16 protein-coding genes are annotated in these 19,110 nt (G+C 64.9%); 7 read left to right on the forward strand and 9 right to left on the reverse strand.

Going from position 1 to position 19,110, the window contains the following annotated elements; translation table 11 throughout:
* The first annotated feature begins 4 nt into the window (after window positions 1–4).
* From BGP85_RS11360 to BGP85_RS11375, 4 genes are all read left to right on the forward strand, one after another.
* Window positions 5–1,399, forward strand: a complete 1,395-nt coding sequence (locus BGP85_RS11360) for an aspartate aminotransferase family protein (RefSeq protein WP_103447249.1) — start codon at window positions 5–7, stop codon at window positions 1,397–1,399.
* A 131-nt stretch (window positions 1,400–1,530) separates the two neighbouring features.
* A complete protein-coding gene (locus BGP85_RS11365) occupies window positions 1,531–2,673 on the forward strand; it encodes a MexC family multidrug efflux RND transporter periplasmic adaptor subunit (RefSeq protein ID WP_103447250.1) in 1,143 nt (380 codons plus the stop codon).
* 15 nt (window positions 2,674–2,688) lie between these two features.
* Entirely contained in the window at window positions 2,689–5,829 is a 3,141-nt protein-coding gene (locus BGP85_RS11370; RefSeq protein ID WP_103447251.1) for an efflux RND transporter permease subunit, read from the forward strand.
* Complete coding sequence (locus tag BGP85_RS11375) at window positions 5,816–7,219, forward strand: efflux transporter outer membrane subunit (RefSeq protein WP_103447252.1); 1,404 nt, start codon at window positions 5,816–5,818, stop codon at window positions 7,217–7,219. The genes BGP85_RS11370 and BGP85_RS11375 overlap by 14 nt, the downstream gene beginning before the upstream one ends.
* A gap of 88 nt (window positions 7,220–7,307) precedes the next feature.
* On the opposite strand, the gene BGP85_RS11380 is transcribed toward BGP85_RS11375, so the two are convergent.
* From BGP85_RS11380 to BGP85_RS11395, 4 genes are all read right to left on the reverse strand, one after another.
* Window positions 7,308–7,865, reverse strand: a complete 558-nt coding sequence (locus BGP85_RS11380; protein WP_103447253.1) for a TetR/AcrR family transcriptional regulator — start codon at window positions 7,863–7,865, stop codon at window positions 7,308–7,310.
* A gap of 145 nt (window positions 7,866–8,010) precedes the next feature.
* A complete protein-coding gene (locus BGP85_RS11385; protein ID WP_103447254.1) occupies window positions 8,011–10,011 on the reverse strand; it encodes a peptidase U32 family protein in 2,001 nt (666 codons plus the stop codon).
* A gap of 104 nt (window positions 10,012–10,115) precedes the next feature.
* Window positions 10,116–12,212, reverse strand: coding sequence for a TonB-dependent receptor family protein (locus BGP85_RS11390; protein WP_103447255.1), 2,097 nt, complete (start codon window positions 12,210–12,212; stop codon window positions 10,116–10,118).
* Between the two features lie 59 nt (window positions 12,213–12,271).
* A complete protein-coding gene (locus tag BGP85_RS11395; RefSeq protein ID WP_103447256.1) occupies window positions 12,272–12,637 on the reverse strand; it encodes a RidA family protein in 366 nt (121 codons plus the stop codon).
* Between the two features lie 134 nt (window positions 12,638–12,771).
* Between BGP85_RS11395 and BGP85_RS11400 the strand changes: the two genes are divergently transcribed.
* The gene (locus BGP85_RS11400; protein ID WP_103448252.1) at window positions 12,772–13,467 is read left to right on the forward strand and encodes a tRNA (adenine(22)-N(1))-methyltransferase; all 696 of its coding nucleotides are present in this window, start codon (window positions 12,772–12,774) and stop codon (window positions 13,465–13,467) included.
* 1 nt (window position 13,468) lies between these two features.
* Here the strand turns inward: BGP85_RS11400 and BGP85_RS11405 are convergent, their stop codons facing one another.
* Complete coding sequence (locus BGP85_RS11405; RefSeq protein WP_103447257.1) at window positions 13,469–13,729, reverse strand: DUF2790 domain-containing protein; 261 nt, start codon at window positions 13,727–13,729, stop codon at window positions 13,469–13,471.
* Between the two features lie 125 nt (window positions 13,730–13,854).
* Here BGP85_RS11405 and BGP85_RS11410 point away from each other — a divergent pair, with 125 nt between their 5' ends.
* Window positions 13,855–14,787, forward strand: a complete 933-nt coding sequence (locus BGP85_RS11410; RefSeq protein ID WP_103447258.1) for a LysR family transcriptional regulator — start codon at window positions 13,855–13,857, stop codon at window positions 14,785–14,787.
* A 1-nt stretch (window position 14,788) separates the two neighbouring features.
* On the opposite strand, the gene BGP85_RS11415 is transcribed toward BGP85_RS11410, so the two are convergent.
* From BGP85_RS11415 to BGP85_RS11425, 3 genes are all read right to left on the reverse strand, one after another.
* Window positions 14,789–15,340 (reverse strand): YbhB/YbcL family Raf kinase inhibitor-like protein, encoded by a 552-nt coding sequence (locus BGP85_RS11415; RefSeq protein ID WP_103447259.1) that lies wholly within the window; start codon window positions 15,338–15,340, stop codon window positions 14,789–14,791.
* 48 nt (window positions 15,341–15,388) lie between these two features.
* Window positions 15,389–15,694 carry a hypothetical protein gene (locus BGP85_RS11420; RefSeq protein WP_103447260.1) on the reverse strand — a complete coding sequence of 102 codons (306 nt, stop codon included), beginning with the start codon at window positions 15,692–15,694 and terminating at the stop codon, window positions 15,389–15,391.
* Between the two features lie 111 nt (window positions 15,695–15,805).
* Window positions 15,806–17,104 (reverse strand): MFS transporter, encoded by a 1,299-nt coding sequence (locus BGP85_RS11425; protein WP_103447261.1) that lies wholly within the window; start codon window positions 17,102–17,104, stop codon window positions 15,806–15,808.
* A gap of 414 nt (window positions 17,105–17,518) precedes the next feature.
* Between BGP85_RS11425 and BGP85_RS11430 the strand changes: the two genes are divergently transcribed.
* Window positions 17,519–18,394 (forward strand): AEC family transporter, encoded by an 876-nt coding sequence (locus BGP85_RS11430; protein ID WP_103447262.1) that lies wholly within the window; start codon window positions 17,519–17,521, stop codon window positions 18,392–18,394.
* A 3-nt stretch (window positions 18,395–18,397) separates the two neighbouring features.
* Here BGP85_RS11430 and BGP85_RS11435 read toward each other — a convergent pair whose 3' ends face one another.
* Window positions 18,398–19,039, reverse strand: coding sequence for a hypothetical protein (locus BGP85_RS11435; protein WP_103447263.1), 642 nt, complete (start codon window positions 19,037–19,039; stop codon window positions 18,398–18,400).
* Window positions 19,040–19,110 lie beyond the last annotated feature (71 nt).

Raw genomic sequence — 19,110 nt, forward strand, 5'->3', positions numbered from 1 at the left:
AACAATGAACGCACCGTTCCAAGCCAAGCTGCAAGCCCAGCGCGACACCCGTGACTACCAGGCCGGCGATGCCGCCCACCACATCCACGCCTTCCTCGACCAGAAGGCGCTGAACGCCGAAGGCCCGCGGGTGATGGTTGGTGGCGAGCGCCTGCACCTGTGGGACAGCGACGGCAAGCGCTACCTGGACGGCATGTCGGGCTTGTGGTGCACCCAGCTCGGCTACGGCCGCAAGGACCTGACCGCCGCCGCTACCGCGCAGATGGACCAGCTGGCCTACTACAACATGTTCTTCCACACCACTCACCCGGCGGTCATCGAGCTGTCCGAGCTGCTGTTCAGCCTGCTGCCGGGCCACTACAGCCACGCCATCTACACCAACTCCGGTTCCGAGGCCAACGAGGTGCTGATCCGCACCGTGCGCCGCTACTGGCAAGTCGTTGGCCAGCCGAGCAAGAAGATCATGATCGGCCGCTGGAACGGCTACCACGGCTCGACCTTGGCGGCCACCGCGCTGGGCGGCATGAAATTCATGCACGAAATGGGCGGCATGATCCCGGATGTGGCGCACATCGACGAGCCGTACTGGTACGCCGCCGGTGGTGACCAGACCCCGGCCGAGTTCGGCCGCCGCTGCGCCCTGCAACTGGAAGAGAAGATCCTCGAACTGGGTGCCGAGAACGTCGCCGGCTTCATCGCCGAGCCGTTCCAGGGCGCGGGCGGGATGATCTTCCCGCCGGAAAGCTACTGGCCGGAAATCCAGCGCATCTGCCGCCAGTACGACGTGCTGCTGTGCGCCGACGAAGTGATCGGTGGCTTTGGCCGCACCGGCGAGTGGTTCGCCCACGAATACTTCGGCTTCGAGCCAGACACGCTGTCGATTGCCAAGGGCCTGACCTCGGGTTACGTGCCGATGGGTGGCCTGGTGCTGAGCAAGCGCATCGCCGAGGCACTGGTCGAGCGGGGCGGGGTGTTTGCCCACGGCCTGACCTATTCCGGGCACCCGGTGGCAGCGGCAGTGGCCATCGCCAACCTCAAGGCGCTGCGTGATGAAGGCATCGTGCGCCAGGTCAAGGAGGACACCGGGCCGTACCTGCAGCGCATCCTGCGCGAAGTGTTCGCCAACCACCCGCTGATTGGCCAGGTGCAAGGCGCTGGCCTGGTGGCGGCGCTGCAGTTCGCCGAGGACAAGGGTAGCCGCAAGCGCTATGCCAATGAGAATGACCTGGCTTGGCAGTGCCGTACTTATGGTTTCGAGGAGGGGGTGATCATTCGTTCGACTTTGGGGCGGATGATCATGGCGCCGGCCTTGGTGGCCAACCACAGTGAGCTGGATGAGTTAGTGGAGAAGACCCGGATTGCGGTGGATCGCACCGCGCGCGGGTTGGGCATTCTGTAAGTTCAAAAGCGGGGCTGCGCAGCAGCCCCAGGCTTCACAAATCTTCACAAAGTTTCAAATGAGACAAAATTGACTCATTAAGCTTGCGGAAATATCATTCGGGCCGTTTTTATCTATAGCTCGGGTGAATCATGAGGCACTTGCGTGCACTAGGAATGGCCAGTTGCCTGGCCGCTGCCGTCGCTTTAGCCGGCTGCGGCGAGCAGGAAACGCCACCGTCCGCCGCCAACACCACCGTTCCCGTCCAGACCGTCACGGTCGCCGCCGAACCCTTGGCCCTGGCCTCGACCCTGCCTGGCCGGGTCGAGCCGATGCGCGTGGCGCAAGTCCGCGCCCGGGTGGCCGGCATCGTCCTGCACAAACGCTTCGAAGAGGGCGCCGACGTCAAGGCCGGTGACGTGCTGTTCCAGATCGATCCGGCGCCATTCAAGGCCGCGCTGTCGCGTGCCGAGGCTGAACTCGCGCGGGCCCAGTCGGTGATGCTCGAGGCCCAGGCCCGGGTGCGCCGCTACCAGCCGCTGGTGAAAATCGAAGCGGTCAGCCAGCAAGACTTCGACAGCGCCAGCGCCGACCTGCGCAGCGGCCAGGCGGCCGTGCGTTCGGCCCAGGCCGATGTCGAGACGGCGCAGTTGAACCTCGGATACGCCACGGTCAAGGCACCGATCTCCGGCCGCATCGGCCGTGCACTGATCACCGAAGGTGCGTTGGTCGGGCAGGGCGACGCCACGCTGATGGCGCGCATCCAGCAACTCGACCCGATCTACATTGATTTCACCCAGTCCGCTGCCGACGCCCTGCGCCTGCGCCAGGCGCTCAAGGACGGCGTGCTGGCGGCAGGTGAAAACCCGGCCCTGACCGCTCGTGTGGAAGGTACCGACTACCAACGCCAGGGCACGCTGATGTTCACCGACGTTGCGGTTGACAGCGGTACCGGGCAGGTGACCCTGCGTGGGCGTTTCGACAACGCCGACGGCATCCTGCTGCCGGGCATGTATGTGCGTGTGCTGACACCCCAGGGCACTGACAATCAGGCGATCCTGGTCCCGCAACGCGCCATCCAGCGCGGCAGCGACGGTGAGGCACGGGTGATGCTGGTCGGCAAGGGCGGCATCGCCGAGGCCCGCAGCGTGCGTACCGGTGCCATGCAGGGCGCCCGTTGGCAGGTCACCGAAGGCCTGCACCCGGGCGACCAGGTGATCGTCGGCAGCCCGGCGGGCCTGGCTGCCGGCATGCCGGTGGCCCCGTCCCCGGCACAACAGGCCGCGGCGCGGTAAGGCGAGGGTAGCGAGATGTCCAAGTTCTTCATCAAGCGGCCGAACTTTGCCTGGGTCATGGCGCTGTTCATTTCCCTGGGCGGGTTATTGGTGATGCCGCTGCTGCCGGTCGCCCGGTACCCCAACGTGGCACCGCCGCAGATCACCATCACCGCCACCTACCCGGGTGCTTCGGCCAAGGTGCTGGTGGAGTCGGTGACCAGCATCATCGAGGAGTCGCTCAACGGCGCCAAGAACCTGCTGTATTTCGAGTCCACCAACAACTCCAATGGCATGGCCGAGGTGGTGGTCACCTTCGAGCCGGGCACCGACCCGGAACTGGCCCAGGTGGACGTGCAGAACCGCCTGAAAAAGGCCGAGGCACGCATGCCCCAGGCGGTGACCACCCAGGGCATCCAGGTCGAGCAGACCAGCGCGGGCTTCTTGCTGATCTACGCCCTGAGCTACAAGGATGTTGCCGGCAAGGCCGACACCACCGCCCTGGGTGACTATGCCGCGCGCAACATCAACAACGAGCTGCGCCGGGTGCCCGGTGTCGGCAAGTTGCAGTTCTTCTCTTCGGAAGCGGCCATGCGGGTGTGGGTCGACCCACAGAAGCTGGTCGGCTATGGCCTGTCGATCGATGACGTGAGCAACGCCATCCGCGGGCAGAACGTGCAGGTGCCGGCCGGCAGCTTCGGCAGCACGCCGGGCAGCAGCGAACAGGAACTGACCGCCACCTTGGCGGTGCAAGGCACCCTGAACGACCCAGAGGCCTTTGGCCGTGTGGTGCTGCGCGCCAACCCCGATGGCTCGCTGGTGCGCCTGGCTGATGTTGCGCGCCTGGAAATTGGCCTGGAGAGCTACAATTTCTCCTCGCGCCTGGACGGCAAGCCGGCGGTGGCCGGCGCGGTGCAGCTGGCGCCCGGTGCCAACGCGCTGAAAACCGCCGAGCTGGTCAAGGAGCGATTGGCCGAGCTGAGTGAGTTCTTCCCCGAAGGCGTCGAATATTCGGTGCCATACGACACCTCGCGCTTTGTCGATGTGGCCATCGAGAAGGTCATCCATACCTTGATCGAAGCCATGGTCCTGGTGTTCCTGGTGATGTTCCTGTTCCTGCAGAACATCCGTTACACCCTGATCCCGTCGATCGTGGTGCCGGTGTGCCTGCTCGGCACGCTGATAGTGATGAAGTTGCTGGGCTTCTCGGTGAACATGATGACCATGTTCGGCATGGTGCTGGCCATCGGCATCCTGGTCGACGACGCCATCGTTGTGGTGGAAAACGTCGAGCGGATCATGGCCGAGGAGGGGCTGTCGCCGGGGCAGGCGACGATCAAGGCCATGGGCCAGGTGTCGGGCGCCATCATTGGCATCACCTTGGTGCTCTCGGCGGTGTTCCTGCCGCTGGCGTTCATGGCAGGCTCGGTGGGGGTGATCTACCAGCAGTTCTCGCTGTCGCTGGCCGTGTCGATCCTGTTCTCCGGCTTCCTGGCGCTGACCTTCACCCCGGCCCTGTGCGCCACGCTACTCAAGCCAGTGGCCCCTGGGCACCACGAGAAACGCGGCTTCTTCGGCGTCTTCAACCGTGGCTTCGCCCGCCTTACCGAGCGCTACTCGGGCATGAACAGCGCGCTGGTCAAACGCGCCGGGCGCTACATGCTGGTGTACGCCGGCATCCTGGCGATGCTCGGCTACTTCTACCTGCGCCTGCCGGAGTCGTTCGTGCCGGTGGAAGACCAGGGCTATGCCATCGTCGACGTGCAGCTGCCACCAGGTGCCAGCCGCGTGCGCACCGATGCCACCGGCCAGGCGCTGGAGCAGTTCCTGATGTCGCGCGAGGCGCTGGCCTCGGCGTTCATGGTCAGTGGCTTCAGCTTCTCGGGCATGGGCGAGAACGCCGCACTGGCGTTCCCCACCTACAAGGACTGGTCAGTGCGCAGCAAGGAACAGTCAGTTGACGCCGAAACCGTCGCCATCAATACCCAGTTCGCGGGCTATGGCGACGGCGCGATCATGGCGGTCAACCCACCGCCCATCGATGGCCTGGGCAGTTCCGGCGGCTTTGCCTTGCGCCTGCTCGACCGTGGTGGCCTGGGCCGTGAAGCCCTGTTGGCGGCGCGTGACCAGTTGCTGGGCCAGGCCAACGGCAACCCGGTGATCCTCTACGCGATGATGGAAGGCCTGGCCGAGGCGCCGCAACTGCGGGTCGCCATCGACCGCGAGAAGGCCCGCGCCCTGGGTGTGAGCTTCGAGACCATCAACAACACCCTCGCCACCGCCTTCGGTTCGGCGGTGATCAACGACTTCACCAACGCCGGCCGCCAGCAGCGCGTGGTGGTGCAGGCCGAACAGGGTGAGCGGATGACACCTGAAAGCGTGCTGCGCCTGTACGCACCGAACGCCGATGGCCAGCAGGTGCCGTTCAGTAGTTTCGTCACCACCCGCTGGGAAGAAGGGCCGGTGCAGATCGTGCGCTACAACGGCTACCCGTCGATCCGCATCGCCGGCGACGCCGCGCCGGGCTACAGCACCGGTCAGGCCATGGCCGAGATGGAGCGCCTGGTCAGCGATCTGCCACCGGGTATCGGCTATGCCTGGACCGGCCTGTCCTACCAGGAAAAGGTCTCCAGCGGTCAGGCCACCAGCCTGTTCGCCTTGGCCATCCTGGTGGTGTTCCTGCTGCTGGTGGCGTTGTATGAAAGCTGGGCGATCCCATTGACGGTAATGCTGATCGTACCCATTGGTGCCTTGGGCGCGGTGCTGGCGGTGATGGTCACCGGCCTACCCAACGATGTGTACTTCAAGGTCGGCCTGATCACCATCATTGGTCTGGCAGCGAAGAACGCAATCCTCATCGTCGAGTTCGCCAAGGAACTGTGGGAGAAGGGCTACAGCCTGCGCGACGCCGCCATCGAGGCCGCGCGCCTGCGCTTCCGGCCGATCGTGATGACCTCCATGGCGTTCATCCTCGGCGTAGTGCCCCTGGCCATTGCCAGTGGTGCCGGTGCCGCCAGCCAGCGGGCCATCGGCACCGGAGTGATCGGCGGCATGCTCAGTGCCACCTTGCTGGGTGTGGTGTTCGTGCCGATCTGTTTTGTCTGGGTGCTGTCGCTGCTCAAGCGCAAGCCGGCGCCGCACGCTCAAGCTGCCGAGGTGAATGATGGTCATGCGTAATCTTGTGGTGCCGTTCGCCCTGGCCGTGCTGGCCAGCGGCTGCTCCCTGGCACCGACCTATGAGCGCCCCGAGGCACCAGTGTCCAAACAGTGGCAAGACGGGGCAGGGCATGCGGGCCGGCAGGTGGACCAACTGGACTGGCAGGCGTTTATCGTCGACCCGGCCCTGCGCCAGCTGGTTGGCACGGCGCTGGGCAACAACCGCTCGCTGCGCCAGACCCTGCTCGATATCGAACAGGCCCGGGCGCAATACCGGATCCAGCGGGCCGATCGCGTACCAGGCCTGAATGCCAGCGCGTCGGGCAATCGGCAGCATGTGCCGGGCAGCCTGTCCAATGATGGACAGGAGGGCGTGACAAGCACATATCAGGTGGGCGTATCGCTGCCGGAATATGAAGTCGATCTGTTCGGCCGGGTGAAGAGCCTCAGCGATGCCGCGCTGGAGCAATACCTGGCCACCGAGGCAGCCGGTCGCGCCGCACGTATCGCCCTGATCGCCGAAGTCAGCCAGGCCTACCTGAGCCTTGACGGTGCCGAGCGGCGCCTGGCCCTGACTCGCCAGACCCTGGCCAGCCGCGAGGATTCGCTGGCGCTGATCGGCCAACGCCGAGCGGCAGGCGCCGCCACCGCGCTGGACCACCAGGAAGCGCTGGGCCTGGTCGAGCAGGCCCGCGCCGAACTGGAAAGCAATTTGCGACAGCAACGCCAGGCGTATAACGCCCTGGTGTTGCTGGTCGGCAGCGCGGATGCGGGCAAGGCCATCCCGGCCGAACGCCAGGCTGCGCCGAGCGTGCTGCAGGACATCTCGCCTGGCGCGCCGTCGGCGCTGCTGGAGCGACGTCCGGATATCCTCGCCGCCGAGCATCAGCTGCGGGCGCGCAATGCCGACATCGGTGCAGCACGGGCCGCGTTCTTCCCGCGTATCAGCCTGACCGGCAGCTTCGGCACGTCGAGCGCGCAGATGTCCGGCCTGTTCGACGGCGGTTCGCGCAGCTGGAGCTTCATGCCGCAGCTGTCGTTGCCGCTGTTCGATGCCGGGCGCAACCAGGCCGGGCTGAGCCTGGCCGAGGCGCGCAAGGATTCGGCGGTGGCGGCGTATGAGGGCACGATCCAGTCGGCGTTCCGCGAGGTGGCCGATGCCTTGGCTGCAACCGACACGTTGCGGCGTGAGGAAGTGGCGCGGCGGGCGTTGGCCGATACCAGCCGGGCGACCTTGGCACTGGCCAAGGCACGCTATGAAGGCGGGATCGACAGCCACCTGCGCTACCTGGATGCCCAGCGCAGCGATTTCGTAAATGAGGCGGCTTACATCGAGGCCAGTACCCAACGCCAGCTGGCGTTGGTCGACCTGTTCCGCGCCCTGGGCGGCGGGTGGCCGGCGCGCGGCTGAGCACAGGCTCCTTTGGTTGGATGATCAACCGCGTTGGCCCTTGAGACTTGTGCCCAGGGGCCTTTTTTGTGTCAGGCCAGCACCGATCTCAAGCCCTGGCCAAAGCCCCATGCAGGAACAACTGCTCCAGCGCCACCGCCGAATTGGCACTGGCCGCTCGCCCACGCCGCTCGGCATCGACCATGCCGTAGATCTGGGTGATGAACATCTCGGTAAACACCGCCGCACTGATGTCGATACGCAACACTCCCAGCTGCTGCGCCCGCAGGAAGAAGCCATCCATTGCCTTGGTATAGGCTAGCCAACGGAGGTCTTCACTGTCCCCCAGCAAGGTATCGGGCCGGTACTGGAACATCAGGAATACCAGCATTTCACGGTGCTTGAGGTGCTCGGCGATCAGGTGGCGCACGGCGTCCAGCGGTTCGGCGGTGGTCAGCGCGGCATTGCTGATGACTTGGTTGAGCACCTGCTCGCCGTGGTTCTCGAGCATGGCCACCAGGTTGTCGCGGGTGCCGCAGAAGCGGTGCAGGGTGGCCTTGCTGACGCCAGCGGTCTCGGCCAGCTCCTTGAGGGTTGCGCGGGGGTGGACCACGATGGCGTGGGCCAGGGCCTTGAGTAGGCGTTCGTCGTGGGGCGTGGGTTGCATCGATGGGCCTCGCATGGGTGCATGCTTGGCATTGTGCAGGAAACAGGAGGGGGATCAAGCCCTGGTGTCTCATCTGAGACATTTTTGTGTCTTTGTCGGACCTTTCGCGGGCGCGTCCCGCGAAGAGGCCCTTACAGACTCTAAATCAATGCGGCCCGCGCGGAATGGTCTTGAGCAGGTCTTCCGGGCTGATGTGTCCCACCACCTGAGCCACCGCGCTACCTGGCGTCGGCAAGTCGATGATGTGGTTCTTCATCTTGCCGATCACATGCATTTCGCACGGCTTGCAGTCGAACTTCAGGGTCAGCACTTCATCGCCCTGGATCAGCTGCATCGGTGCCACCTTGGTGCGCACGCCGGTCACGCCCTTGGCCTGCTTGGGGCACAGGTTGAACGAGAAGCGCAGGCAGTGCTTGGTGATCATCACCGGCACTTCGCCGTGTTCCTCGTGGGCTTCGTACGCCGCGTCGATCAGCTGCACGCCATGGCGGTGGTAGAAGTCGCGGGCCTTCTGGTTGTACACGTTGGCCAGAAACGACAGGTGCGACTCCGGATACACCGGTGGCGGCGTGGTCTCGGCCTTGCGCCCGCCACGTGGGTGCGCCTTCACGCGGGCTTCGGTCAGCGCCTCGATGGCTTCGCGGCGCAGGGCCTTGAGCTGCGAGTTGGGGATGAAGAACGCCTGCGGTGCATCCAGCTCGATGCGGTTGGCGTGGTACATCGTGGTGCCCAGCTGGCCGAGCAGGTCATGCAACTGGTCCAGTGCCTGCTGTGGCTTGTTGGCAGCGCCGAAGGGGCCGTCCAGTGCCACCTGCACGCTGACGCCTTCCTCACTGCTGAGGGTCAGCATCAGGCGCTGTTCGCGCAGCACCGCGTGCCATTCCACGCCCACACGGCGCTCCGATGAAGTACGCTGCAGGGCCTGCTGCCAGTTGTGGTCGAGGTTGCGCGACAGCGGGTGGTTCGGCCGCAGCTTGTGCAGGCCTTCCGGCATTTCGTTGGGCTCGACGCGGTAGCGGTAGCGCTTCTGGCCGTCTTCCTCGAATTCGCCACGCGGCTCGGCGATGTTGGCGCGGAAACCCACCACTTCACGCTTGACCAGCACGTTGAGGCCGTCGCCGTTGGTCAGCGGCACCTCGGTGACGACCTGCATGTCGCGCTTACCGACCTTTTCCACCACACCCACGGCCAGGCCGGTGAAGGTTGGCGAGTCGAAGGCACCGATGTCGACCTTGCGGTCGGTGACGAAGTAGTCGGTGCTGCCGCGGTGGAAGGTTTTGTCCGGGTCAGGCAGGAAGAAGTGCTCGGTACGGCCGCTGGAGGCGCGGGCCAGTTCCGGGCGGCCTTCGAGGATGGCGTCGAGTTCCTTGCGGTAGTGGGCGGTGATGTTCTTCACATAGCCCATGTCCTTGTAGCGGCCTTCGATCTTGAACGAGCGCACGCCAGCATCGACCAGGTCGGCCAGGTTGGCGGTCTGGTTGTTGTCCTTCATCGACAGCAGGTGCTTCTCGAACGCCACCACGCGGCCCTGGTCGTCCTTCAGGGTGTACGGCAGGCGGCAGGCCTGGGAGCAGTCACCGCGGTTGGCGCTGCGCCCGGTCTGGGCGTGGGAGATATTGCACTGGCCGGAGAAGGCCACGCACAGCGCACCGTGGATGAAGAACTCGATGGCCGCGTCGGTTTCGCTGGCGATGGCGCGGATCTGCTGCAGGTTCAGCTCGCGGGCCAGTACCAGCTGGGAGAACCCGGCCTGGTCGAGGAACTTGGCCCGCTCCAGGGTGCGGATGTCGGTCTGGGTGCTGGCATGCAGCTCGATGGGCGGGATATCCAGCTCCATCACCCCCAGGTCCTGCACGATCAGCGCGTCGACGCCGGCGTCGTAGAGCTGGTGAATCAGCTTGCGCGCCGGTTCCAGCTCGTTGTCGTGGAGGATGGTATTGATGGTGGTGAACACGCGTGCATGGTAGCGATGGGCGAACTCGACCAGTTCGGCGATATCGCTGACTTCGTTGCAGGCGTTGTGGCGCGCGCCGAAGCTCGGGCCGCCGATGTAGATGGCATCAGCGCCGTGCAGGATCGCCTCGCGGGCGATGGCCACGTCACGGGCAGGGCTGAGCAGTTCCAGGTGATTCTTTGGAAGGGACATGTCGTTATAGGTTCGGGCTGTCACGGTTTAGGGCGGCATTGTAGCGGTGAAATGCCTGGCTGGCACCTTCGGGTGCCGAGAGGTGTACAGCCAAGCCCAAAAAGTCAGAACTGATATTCCAGCCCGGCCCCGGCATACCAGGACCTGCCCGGTGCGGCCTCGTAGTAACGGCCATTGCCATCGCCGACAATCACCGACCCGACATACTGCCGGTCCAGCAGGTTGTCCAGGCGCACCAGCTGATGGAACGTCCACGGTCCGACATGCTGCTGGAACTGCGTGCGCCAGTTGAACACTGTATAACCCGGCGCCGCATGCTGGTCATTGGTGTCCTCGACATACACCTTGCTCCGGTACTGACCTTCGAGCCCCATGCTGATGCCATCACGCGGCTTCCACACCAGCTCGCCAAAAAGGCTGGTGCGCGGCACGCCAGGCAGTTGGTTGCCCTTGTCGATGGACGTGGTGCCCTGGGTGAAGGCTTCGTCATAGGTGGCATCGAGCAGGGTGTAGGCCAGGTTGGCCTGCCACTGCGGGCTCAGTTCACGCTGCACGCTCAGCTCGAAGCCACGGCGCAGGGTCTTGCCGGCGTTGCGGTAGCTGGTGCGGCCATCGGTGGAAGCCGCGACCACGATCTCGTCCTTGGTACGGATCTCGAAGATTGCGGCATTGATCCGCGTGCGCTCATCCGGGCGCATCTTCAGGCCCAGTTCGTACTGGGTGCTGGTGGCCGGTTCCAGATTGAAGTTGAAGCCTTCCAGGGCGCCGGGCGCATAGGCCATCTCGGCCTGGGTCGGGGTTTCGAAGCCTTGGCCGGCGCTGATGTAGCCATGCAGGTCGGGGGTGAAGGCGTACATCACCGACAGGGTCGGGGTGGTGCGCTGGTACTTTTTCGAACCGCTGGCATCGCCGTTGGCCAGGAAGTGGTCGTCCACCTCCATCTCCATGCTGCTGTGGCGCAGGCCGGCATCCACGGTCCAGCGATCCAGTTCCCAGTGGGCCTGCACGTACGGGTCGAGGCTGGTGGCGGTGTCCTTTTCATCACGGCGCAGATCGCCTTTCACGCCCAGGGTGTCGCCGCTGAAATTCTGGAAGCCACGGCGGTCGTCGCGGCTGCGGTCGTAGTCGGCACCGAAGGTCAGGGTCAGGTTGCCGGGGGCGGCGCTGACCGGCTGGATCCAGCGCAGAGTGCCGCCATGGAATTCGCGGTCGAAGTCGACCACGCCGCCACCGCGGTTGTTTGCCGGGGTGCCCTTGGGGATCGACAGGTACTGGATGACGCTGCGCTTGCCCGCATACAGGTTGAACTGCAGGGTCGCATCGCCGAAGTAACGCTCGTAATTCATGCCCACCTGCTGGTGGTGGATGCTCTTGCGCGTGTCGTACTCCTCGGCGCGCGCCGCCACCGAACGTGGGTCGTGATTGTAGGCATCCCAGGTCTGGCCCAGCGGGTCTTCGGTACTGTTTTGTTCCAGGGTGCTGAAGATCAGCGCCAGGCGGCTGTCCTCGTCCGGTTTGACGTGCACCTTGGCGAAGGTCTGGTCGCGGCGGGCGGCGCTGTGGTCGCGGTAGCCGTCGGTGTCCATGCGCGAGGCATCGACCAGGAAGCCGGCCTGCTCGCTGCCGCCTTCGCTGTAGACGTGGTTCTTGTTGAAGCCATCGCTGCCGAAGGTGGTTTGCGCGCCCACCTTGGGCGGCCCCGAACCATCACGGGAGAACATCTGGATCACACCACCGGCATTGCTGCCGTAGAGGGCGGAGGCCGGGCCGCGCAGCACTTCGATGCGGTCAGCCACGTCCAGGTTCAACGAGGCCGCCTGGCCCTGGCCATCGGGGGTACTGGCCGGAATGCCGTCGCTGAGCAGCTTGATGCCACGGATGCCGAAGGCCGAGCGGGCGCCATAGCCACGCGATGAGATCTGCAGGTCCTGGGCGTAGTTCTGGCGGTTCTGCACCACCAGGCCAGGCACGCGGTTGAGCGCTTCCGACAGGTTGACGCCCAACTGGCCATCGGCGATCTGCTGGCGGTCGACGGTGTCGATGGAGTAGGGCAGGTCGAAGCTCGGGTTGGGGGCGTAGCTGCCGGTCACCACCACCGGTTCGAGAAGATTGAAGGTGGTGACGGGTTCGGCCTGGGCCAATGGGCACAGACCGGGAAGCAAGGCAATCAGGGCCTTGCGGCGAAACGGGGGGAATTGCATGCAGCGTCCTGCTTTCGAAAAGAAGGCCCCGCCCGCAGGCGGAGCCAGTAAAACGGTAATCAGCGTTTGGCGGCCATGGCGGTCACTTCGACGCGCATTTGCGGGTAGGCGAGCGCAGCCACGCCAACCGCAGCACGCACCGGCCATGGCTTGCTGAAGAAGCGCTGGTAGACCTCGTTGAAGGCAGCACGGTCGGCCATGTCGGTCAGGTAGATGGTCAGGTGCATGACCCGGTCCATGCCGCTGCCGGCCTTTTCCAGGGCGTCCTTCAGGGCCTGCAGGGTGCTCTCGCTCTGCTGGGTGATGTCGGCATCGAGATCGGCCGGGATCTGCGTGGTCACCAGGATGCCGTTGTACTCAGCCACGTCGGAGGAAATGGACTCGGCGTCGGAATCCGGTGTGTAGATAAGATCTGCCATGGGTATTCGCCTTGCAACGGAAGGAAAGCGGCAAGCCTACGCGAGCCTGTCGCAAGGGTCGAGCCGATGGGCGCTTATGCATTGAAATGCTGCGCCCCGGCGGTCAGAATCGCCGCCGATTGTTGAGCAAGGTGCTGAAGTTGAACGAACAGACATTATCGATGCGCCTGGAGCGTGTGGCGGCGCATGTGCCGCAGGGCGCACGCCTGGCCGATATCGGCTCGGACCACGGCTACCTGCCGGTGGCGCTGGCGCTGCGCGGTGTGATCGAAGCCGGGGTGGCCGGCGAGGTGGCGCAGACGCCGTATGCCTCAGCCCAGCGCAACGTGCGCCGCAATGGCCTGACGGAATCCGTCACCGTACGCCTGGCCGATGGCCTGGAGGCAATCGAGCCCGACGACCGCATCACCGCCATCAGCCTGTGTGGCATGGGTGGCAAGACCATGTGCGAGATTCTCGAGCGTGGCAAGTCGCGCTTGAACGGCAGCGAGCGCCTGATCCTGCAGCCCAATGGCGATGAGCGCGAATTGCGCGGCTGGCTGATGGACAACGGCTACCGGATCGTCAGCGAAGAATTGCTGCGGGAAAACCGTTTCGACTACGAGATCATCGTCGCCGAACCTTGCGAGGTGGTGGCCTACAGTGCCGAAGAGCTGTATTTCGGCCCTGTGCTGATGCGCGAGAAAAGCCCGGCATTCGTGACCAAGTGGCAGCGCATGTTGCGCCAGAAGCAGCAGAGCCTGGCCAACTTCGAGCGTGCCCGCGATGCCATTCCGCAAGAAAAGCTGCGTGACTTCGCCCGGCAGATCGGCTGGATCAACGCGGTGCTGGCCTGATTCACTGCTGCGAGCAGTTACCCATTTCGCGGTAGTCGACTTCGCGTTTCTGGCCCTGGTGATCGACGTACACCATGTGCGCGGTACCGACCTGGCAGTCGGCGGCGTTGCTGGCCGGGGTGATCGAGATGACCTTGGCCACATCCAGCGGCATGCCGTATTCATAGTTGCTGGCGGTCGGCTGGCTGGCCGGGGTATCGGCGAAGGCACCGAACGCAGCAAGGGCGGCAGACAGGGCGACAACAGCGATCGAACGTTTCATGGCAGGCTCCTTTTTCAATGTTTTACCAATGATGTATTCATTGGTGATCCTCAATAAATGGGCTAAGTCGTGATAGATTCCTGCCTGGAACGTACGAATAAGACCGATCAAGGAGCCCAGCCCCCATGGACATGCTGCACGCCATGCGTACCTTTGCCCGGGTGGTGGAGTGCGGCAGTTTCGCCGCCGCCGCCAATGCCCTCGACATTTCTGCGGCGCAGGTGTCGAGGATCGTCGCGGAGCTTGAGAACCAGCTGCAGACCCGCCTGCTGCACCGAACCACCCGTCGTTTGCGCATGAGCGAGGCGGGCGAGCGTTTTCTGGAACGGGCGCGGCAGATCATGGCGCTGACCGACGAGGCCATGGACGAAGCCCGCGGCGCGCACCTCACCCCGCGGGGCCGCCTGCGCCTGCATTGCCCGCATGGCCTGGGCATGTTGTTGATGCCGCTGGTGGCCGGCTACAACGCCCTGTGCCCGGAAGTGGCCATCGAGTTGACGCTGTCACAGCGCAACCCCGACCCCCTGGCCGAGGGCCACGACGTGGTGATCACCGTGGACGAGGCCTTGCCCGATTCGCAGCTGATTGCCGTGCCTTTGGGTACCATCTTCAGCATCCCCTGCGCGGCGCCCAGCTACCTTGAAACCCATGGTGTACCCGAGCGGCCGCAAGACCTGCACGAACACCGCTGCCTGCGCATGGCCTATCCGATGCATGAAGGCGACTGGGTATTCCCTCAGGGCGTCGACCACTGCGTGATCGCCCCGCGCGACAGCTTCCTGACCAACGTCGCCGACGCCATGCTGGTGGCCAGCGAACTGGGCATGGGCATTGGCCTGTTGCCGTTCTACACCGCCAGCCAGGCCATCGAGCAAGGGCGCCTGCGGCGGTTGCTGGCGCCGTACCGGCTACGTGAGAATGCGCTGTATGCGATCTACCCGTCGCGCCATTACCTCGATGCCAAGGTGCGGACCTGGATCGACTATCTGAAGGAGCAGCTGCCGGGGATGTTTGCCAGCCATGAGCGGATTGTCGACGACTCGCAGTTCTGGCGTTGAATCAGTGGCCGTAACGGCCGACCAGGCTCTGCGCACCTAGCGCATGGTCTTTGAGCAGTTCCATCAAGCCGCCGCGATCCAGCTCCGGCGGCAAGGTGCCCAGCGGCAGGTCAGTGGCAATCAGGGTCAGTGCATAGTGGTGTGGCCTGTCCCCGGCGGGCGGGCAAGGCCCGCGATAGGTCATGGTGCCGTGCGAATTGCGCCCGACAATCAGCGCCTGGCTGGTCTGCCAGCCGGCGCCTGCCTCCAGCCCGTCGAGCGCCGGGTCGATGTCGTAGGCGAGCCAGTGCACCACGCCCAGGCCCTTGCCGCCGTCCGGGTCGAACATCACCAGGGCCAGTGACAACGTGCCGTTGGGCAGGTTCTTCCAGCTCAACTGCGGCGTGCGCCCCTCACCGGCACCACAGGCCGGATCCGGCCCGACCTGCTGCAGGCCGATGACACCGCCATCGGTGAACGAAGACGAACTGATCGACAGCGCGGCAGAGTCGCCGCCGGCAGCCACGGCGGTGCCTGGCAGTAGGGCGGCTAGCAGCCAGGGTTTGAGGTTCATGACGGTTCCTCGGCAGGCCTTTGCGCCGCAGTGTAGACCAGCTGCCGGTCAGTGGCTGTCCTGGTCTTCGGCAGTGCCGCCGGTGTGCCCGGCGCCGGAGCCTGTGGCTTCACCGGTGCTGTTGGAGCCACCGGCCGCGCCATCGGCGGCATCCGAGTTGCCGCTGGTGTCGCTGCTGTCATTGTCCTGGGCGCTGCCCGGGCTGTTGACGCTGCTGCCTTCCCCGGCGGTCTTGCCGCCGCGTTGGTCGGTTTTCGGATGGCTGTCGGTGTTGGTTGCGTCTGTCGCGGCGTAACTGGTGGTGGCGGCGATCCCCATGGCGAGGGCGAGCAACAGCGAGTGAATGCGAATCATGGCAACTCTCCTGGGCGGATGATCTGTCATTCGTTTGGCTGGCGGAGGGCGCTGGGGTGCCCCATGGGCGACGAGCGGTCGAAAAAAGGGCCGCGATGGCGGCCCCTTGGTTCACTTGGTTTCTGGCTGCGCTGTCGGTGCAGCGGTTTCCACCGGTTCCAGCGGCGGATGCTCTTGTGCTGCATGCATCAGGTCCTCGGTCACTCGCAGCTCTGCGCCGGTCGGCGAGAACGTGGTCGATGCGGTGAACGGTGCCGGGTGCTCCGCTGCCGGGCGCTTGCCGCGACGCCAGAGGAAGAAGCACACCATCCCCAGGTTGACCACGGCAAAGGCCCAGAACAGCCCCACTTCGCCGAATTCGGTCATCGCCGGCGAAATCGCCAGCGGCGCCATGGCCGAGCCCAGCGAGTTGATCAGCAGCAGGCCCTGGATCATCGGTACCAGGGCGTCGGACGGAGCGCGGTCGGCAGCATGGCTGACCGCCACCGGGTATAGCGCGAACACGCCGCCACCGAGCAGGAACAGCATGGCCGGCAGCAGGGCCGAATCCGACGGCAGGAACACCGTGATCAGCGACAGCACCATGCACAGCGCAGCCAGGGCGATCAGCACATCCTGGCGGTCCTTGCGGTCGGACCAGCGGCCCACCGGGTATTGCAGCAGCATGGCGCCGAGGATCACCCAGGCCATCATGTTGCCGACCTCACCGACATCCAGGCCGATGCGCTGCAGGTACAGCGGCAGCAGGGCGTAGATACCGGCAATGACCACACCGGAGCCGAAGCAGCCGACCAGCCCTGACGGCGCCACGCCCAGCAGTTGCCGTGGCTTGAGCGGCTCGACCTGGTCCAGCAGCGGCGATACCCGCGGCAGGATCACGATCGGCAGCACCGACAGCGCGGCCAGCATGCCGGCCAGCATGAACGGTGCGCTGTCGCCCAGGTGGGTGATCACGCCGAGACCGGCCTGGGCGATCACGCCTGCGCCGTAGAAGGCGATCATGTACAGCGCCAGCAGGCGTCCGCGGATCTTCGCGTCACCGGCCAGCAGCAGCCAGCTTTCGATCACCAGGAATACGCCGACGGCCGCCCAGCCATTGATCAGGCGCAGCACCGACCACCAGGTGGCGTCGTAGAACAGCCCTTGCAGCAGGATGGTCGCGGCGATCAGCGAGGCGAAGCTGGTGTAGGCGCGGATATGGCCGATGCGCAGGATCAGCCGGTCGTTGAAGATGGCGCCGAGGGTCAGGCCGATGAAGTAGGTAGACGAAACGATACCGATGGTCGTTGCCGATTCGCCGGCAGCGTCCAGGCGCAGGGTGGTAAGGGAAGACATGAAGCCGTTGCCCAGGGCAATGATGAACAGCCCGAGCAGGGGCGCCAGCGCCATGGCCAGCAAACGCGGAGACATACATACCTCAAGTTGATGTGGCGATTCAGGGAGCGCCTCTTCGAACGCGCACGCCAAACGGACCCATCTAGGGCCGAAGAAGTGCACGGATGTGCCTGGGCTGGATGCGACCTGGGCAAGACTCAACCGCTGGACCCTGGAATAGCCGGGCCGGGCGGGGTGGGTTGAGCCATATTTCACATGGGCGTCATGTGTTCAGGCCTGGACTCTGTCGTTGCTGCCGGTTGCCACCGTTCAAGGCGACGGGCGAAAAGGAAGCGCGATTCTACGGGTTGTGATCGATTTGCCCAAGAGGCTAAGGCCTGCGACGCGACGACGCAGGGCGGGATGCGACAGCTTTGTGCCCCAATCCGACATCCCAGGCGCCTCTAGCCTGCGGCATAATCGGCATTCTTAACAAGGAAGGCCCGCCCCATGCTCGCTTCGCTGTTCGCCGTCCTCGCCCCGGTCTTCATCGTCGCCGGCATCGGCTTCGCCTGGGCTCGCAAAGGCCTGGATTACCCCACCGAATTCATCGCCCGCATGGTCATGACCGTCGGCACGCCATCGCTGGTGCTGTCGACCCTGAGCCGCACCGAGCTGGACGCCACGGCCTTCACCAGCATGGCCCTGGCCTGCCTGTTGTGCACCGTGGGCATGGCTGTGGCCGGGCTGCTGGTGTGCCGCGTTTCAGGCCAGCACTGGCGCGTACTGCTGCCGGCGTTCATGTTCCCCAACACCGGCAACATGGGCTTGCCGATCAGCCTGTATGCCTTCGGCGAGCACGGCCTGGCCCTGGCCGTGGCGTTCTTCCTGACCTTGTCGATCGTGCAGTTCACCGTGGGTATGGCCATTTCCGGTACGGTCGCCTCGTTCAAGGCCTTGTTGCGCAACCCGATCGTCATCAGCCTGGGCGGCGCCATGCCGATCATCTTCCTCGACTTCGAACTGCCGCGCTGGCTGGCCAACACCGCCGACCTGCTGGGCGGCATGTCGATCCCGCTGATGCTGCTGACGCTGGGCGTGTCACTGGCCAGCATCCGCCCGCAGCATATCGGCGGCGGCTTGGTGCTCGGCGGCCTGCGCATCGTGTTGGGCGCGGCGGTGGGGTGGGCGGTGGGAACAGCCCTAGGCATGCAGACAATGGAACGGGCGGTGTTGATGGTGCAGTCGGCGATGCCGGTGGCGGTGTTCAATTACCTGATGGCGGTCAGGGCCAACCGGCAGCCGGAGCAGGTGGCCAACCTGGTGATGTGTTCGACCGTGCTGTCGTTCGTCTGGCTGCCGGTGGTGCTGGCCTGGTGGATGTAGGCCTTATTTGTCGAACAGGCGCTCGTGCACCCAACCGTTGTTGGTCAGCACCATCACGCGCTTTTCCCTGGCAGGCGTGTCGTTGGTCGCTACAGCCTTGCCCAGGTCACGGATGCCGGCCTTGACCTCGTCATTGGCCGCCCAGTCCGGCAACCCGGTGATCTTGTAGGCATAGGTCACATCGGAAACGGTGTGCCCCATCATCTGCCCCGGCTCGCTGAACTGCTCGATCGACGTTACCTCGGCCTTGCCGAAGCACAGCCCGCCGCGGGTCTGGCCGTTGAGCATCTTCTGGGCATCGGCCTTGTAGTACTTGCGCCCCTCATCGGTGAGGTCGTAGGCGTAGTAGATGTCGGTACGGGCCGGTTGCCACAAGCGCTCCGGCACTTCGACCCGGGAGATCTCCTGCTCGCTGACGATGCCCACCCGGGCCAGGGCATGCAGCGCCTTGTTGGTGCCGGTGACGTCGAAGTCCTGGGTCTTGGTGGGGAAGTCGGTGACCACAAAGCAATGGGGATACTGCGTGTCGAGGTAAGCCTGGGCTGCTTTATGGAAATTGGCCTCGCTGGCCTCGCTGGCGTCCTGGGTGTCCGAGCAGCCGGCCAGGGTGGCCAGCAGTGCCAGCGGTACGATCTTCCTGTGCATGATGAAACGTCCTTGGATTGCGAAGATAAACCGGTGGGCGGGAATTAAAACCCACGGTCTAGAGCGGCGCA

The organism is Pseudomonas putida (genome assembly GCF_002906855.1).
Classification (GTDB): Bacteria; Pseudomonadota; Gammaproteobacteria; order Pseudomonadales; family Pseudomonadaceae; genus Aquipseudomonas; species Aquipseudomonas putida_N.

Bases quoted from the DNA above. Each gene is read 5' to 3' on its own strand.
- BGP85_RS11385 (WP_103447254.1), bottom strand. From the start codon at position 10,011: ATGTCCCTTCCAAAGAATCACCTGGAACTGCTCAGCCCTGCCCGTGAC.
- BGP85_RS11430 (WP_103447262.1), top strand. From the start codon at position 17,519: ATGCTCGCTTCGCTGTTCGCCGTCCTCGCCCCGGTCTTCATCGTCGCC.
- BGP85_RS11420 (WP_103447260.1), bottom strand. From the start codon at position 15,694: ATGATTCGCATTCACTCGCTGTTGCTCGCCCTCGCCATGGGGATCGCC.
- BGP85_RS11360 (WP_103447249.1), top strand. From the start codon at position 5: ATGAACGCACCGTTCCAAGCCAAGCTGCAAGCCCAGCGCGACACCCGT.
- BGP85_RS11425 (WP_103447261.1), bottom strand. From the start codon at position 17,104: ATGTCTCCGCGTTTGCTGGCCATGGCGCTGGCGCCCCTGCTCGGGCTG.
- BGP85_RS11435 (WP_103447263.1), bottom strand. From the start codon at position 19,039: ATGCACAGGAAGATCGTACCGCTGGCACTGCTGGCCACCCTGGCCGGC.
- BGP85_RS11380 (WP_103447253.1), bottom strand. From the start codon at position 7,865: ATGCAACCCACGCCCCACGACGAACGCCTACTCAAGGCCCTGGCCCAC.
- BGP85_RS11370 (WP_103447251.1), top strand. From the start codon at position 2,689: ATGTCCAAGTTCTTCATCAAGCGGCCGAACTTTGCCTGGGTCATGGCG.
- BGP85_RS11375 (WP_103447252.1), top strand. From the start codon at position 5,816: ATGGTCATGCGTAATCTTGTGGTGCCGTTCGCCCTGGCCGTGCTGGCC.
- BGP85_RS11405 (WP_103447257.1), bottom strand. From the start codon at position 13,729: ATGAAACGTTCGATCGCTGTTGTCGCCCTGTCTGCCGCCCTTGCTGCG.
- BGP85_RS11410 (WP_103447258.1), top strand. From the start codon at position 13,855: ATGGACATGCTGCACGCCATGCGTACCTTTGCCCGGGTGGTGGAGTGC.
- BGP85_RS11390 (WP_103447255.1), bottom strand. From the start codon at position 12,212: ATGCAATTCCCCCCGTTTCGCCGCAAGGCCCTGATTGCCTTGCTTCCC.
- BGP85_RS11365 (WP_103447250.1), top strand. From the start codon at position 1,531: ATGAGGCACTTGCGTGCACTAGGAATGGCCAGTTGCCTGGCCGCTGCC.
- BGP85_RS11415 (WP_103447259.1), bottom strand. From the start codon at position 15,340: ATGAACCTCAAACCCTGGCTGCTAGCCGCCCTACTGCCAGGCACCGCC.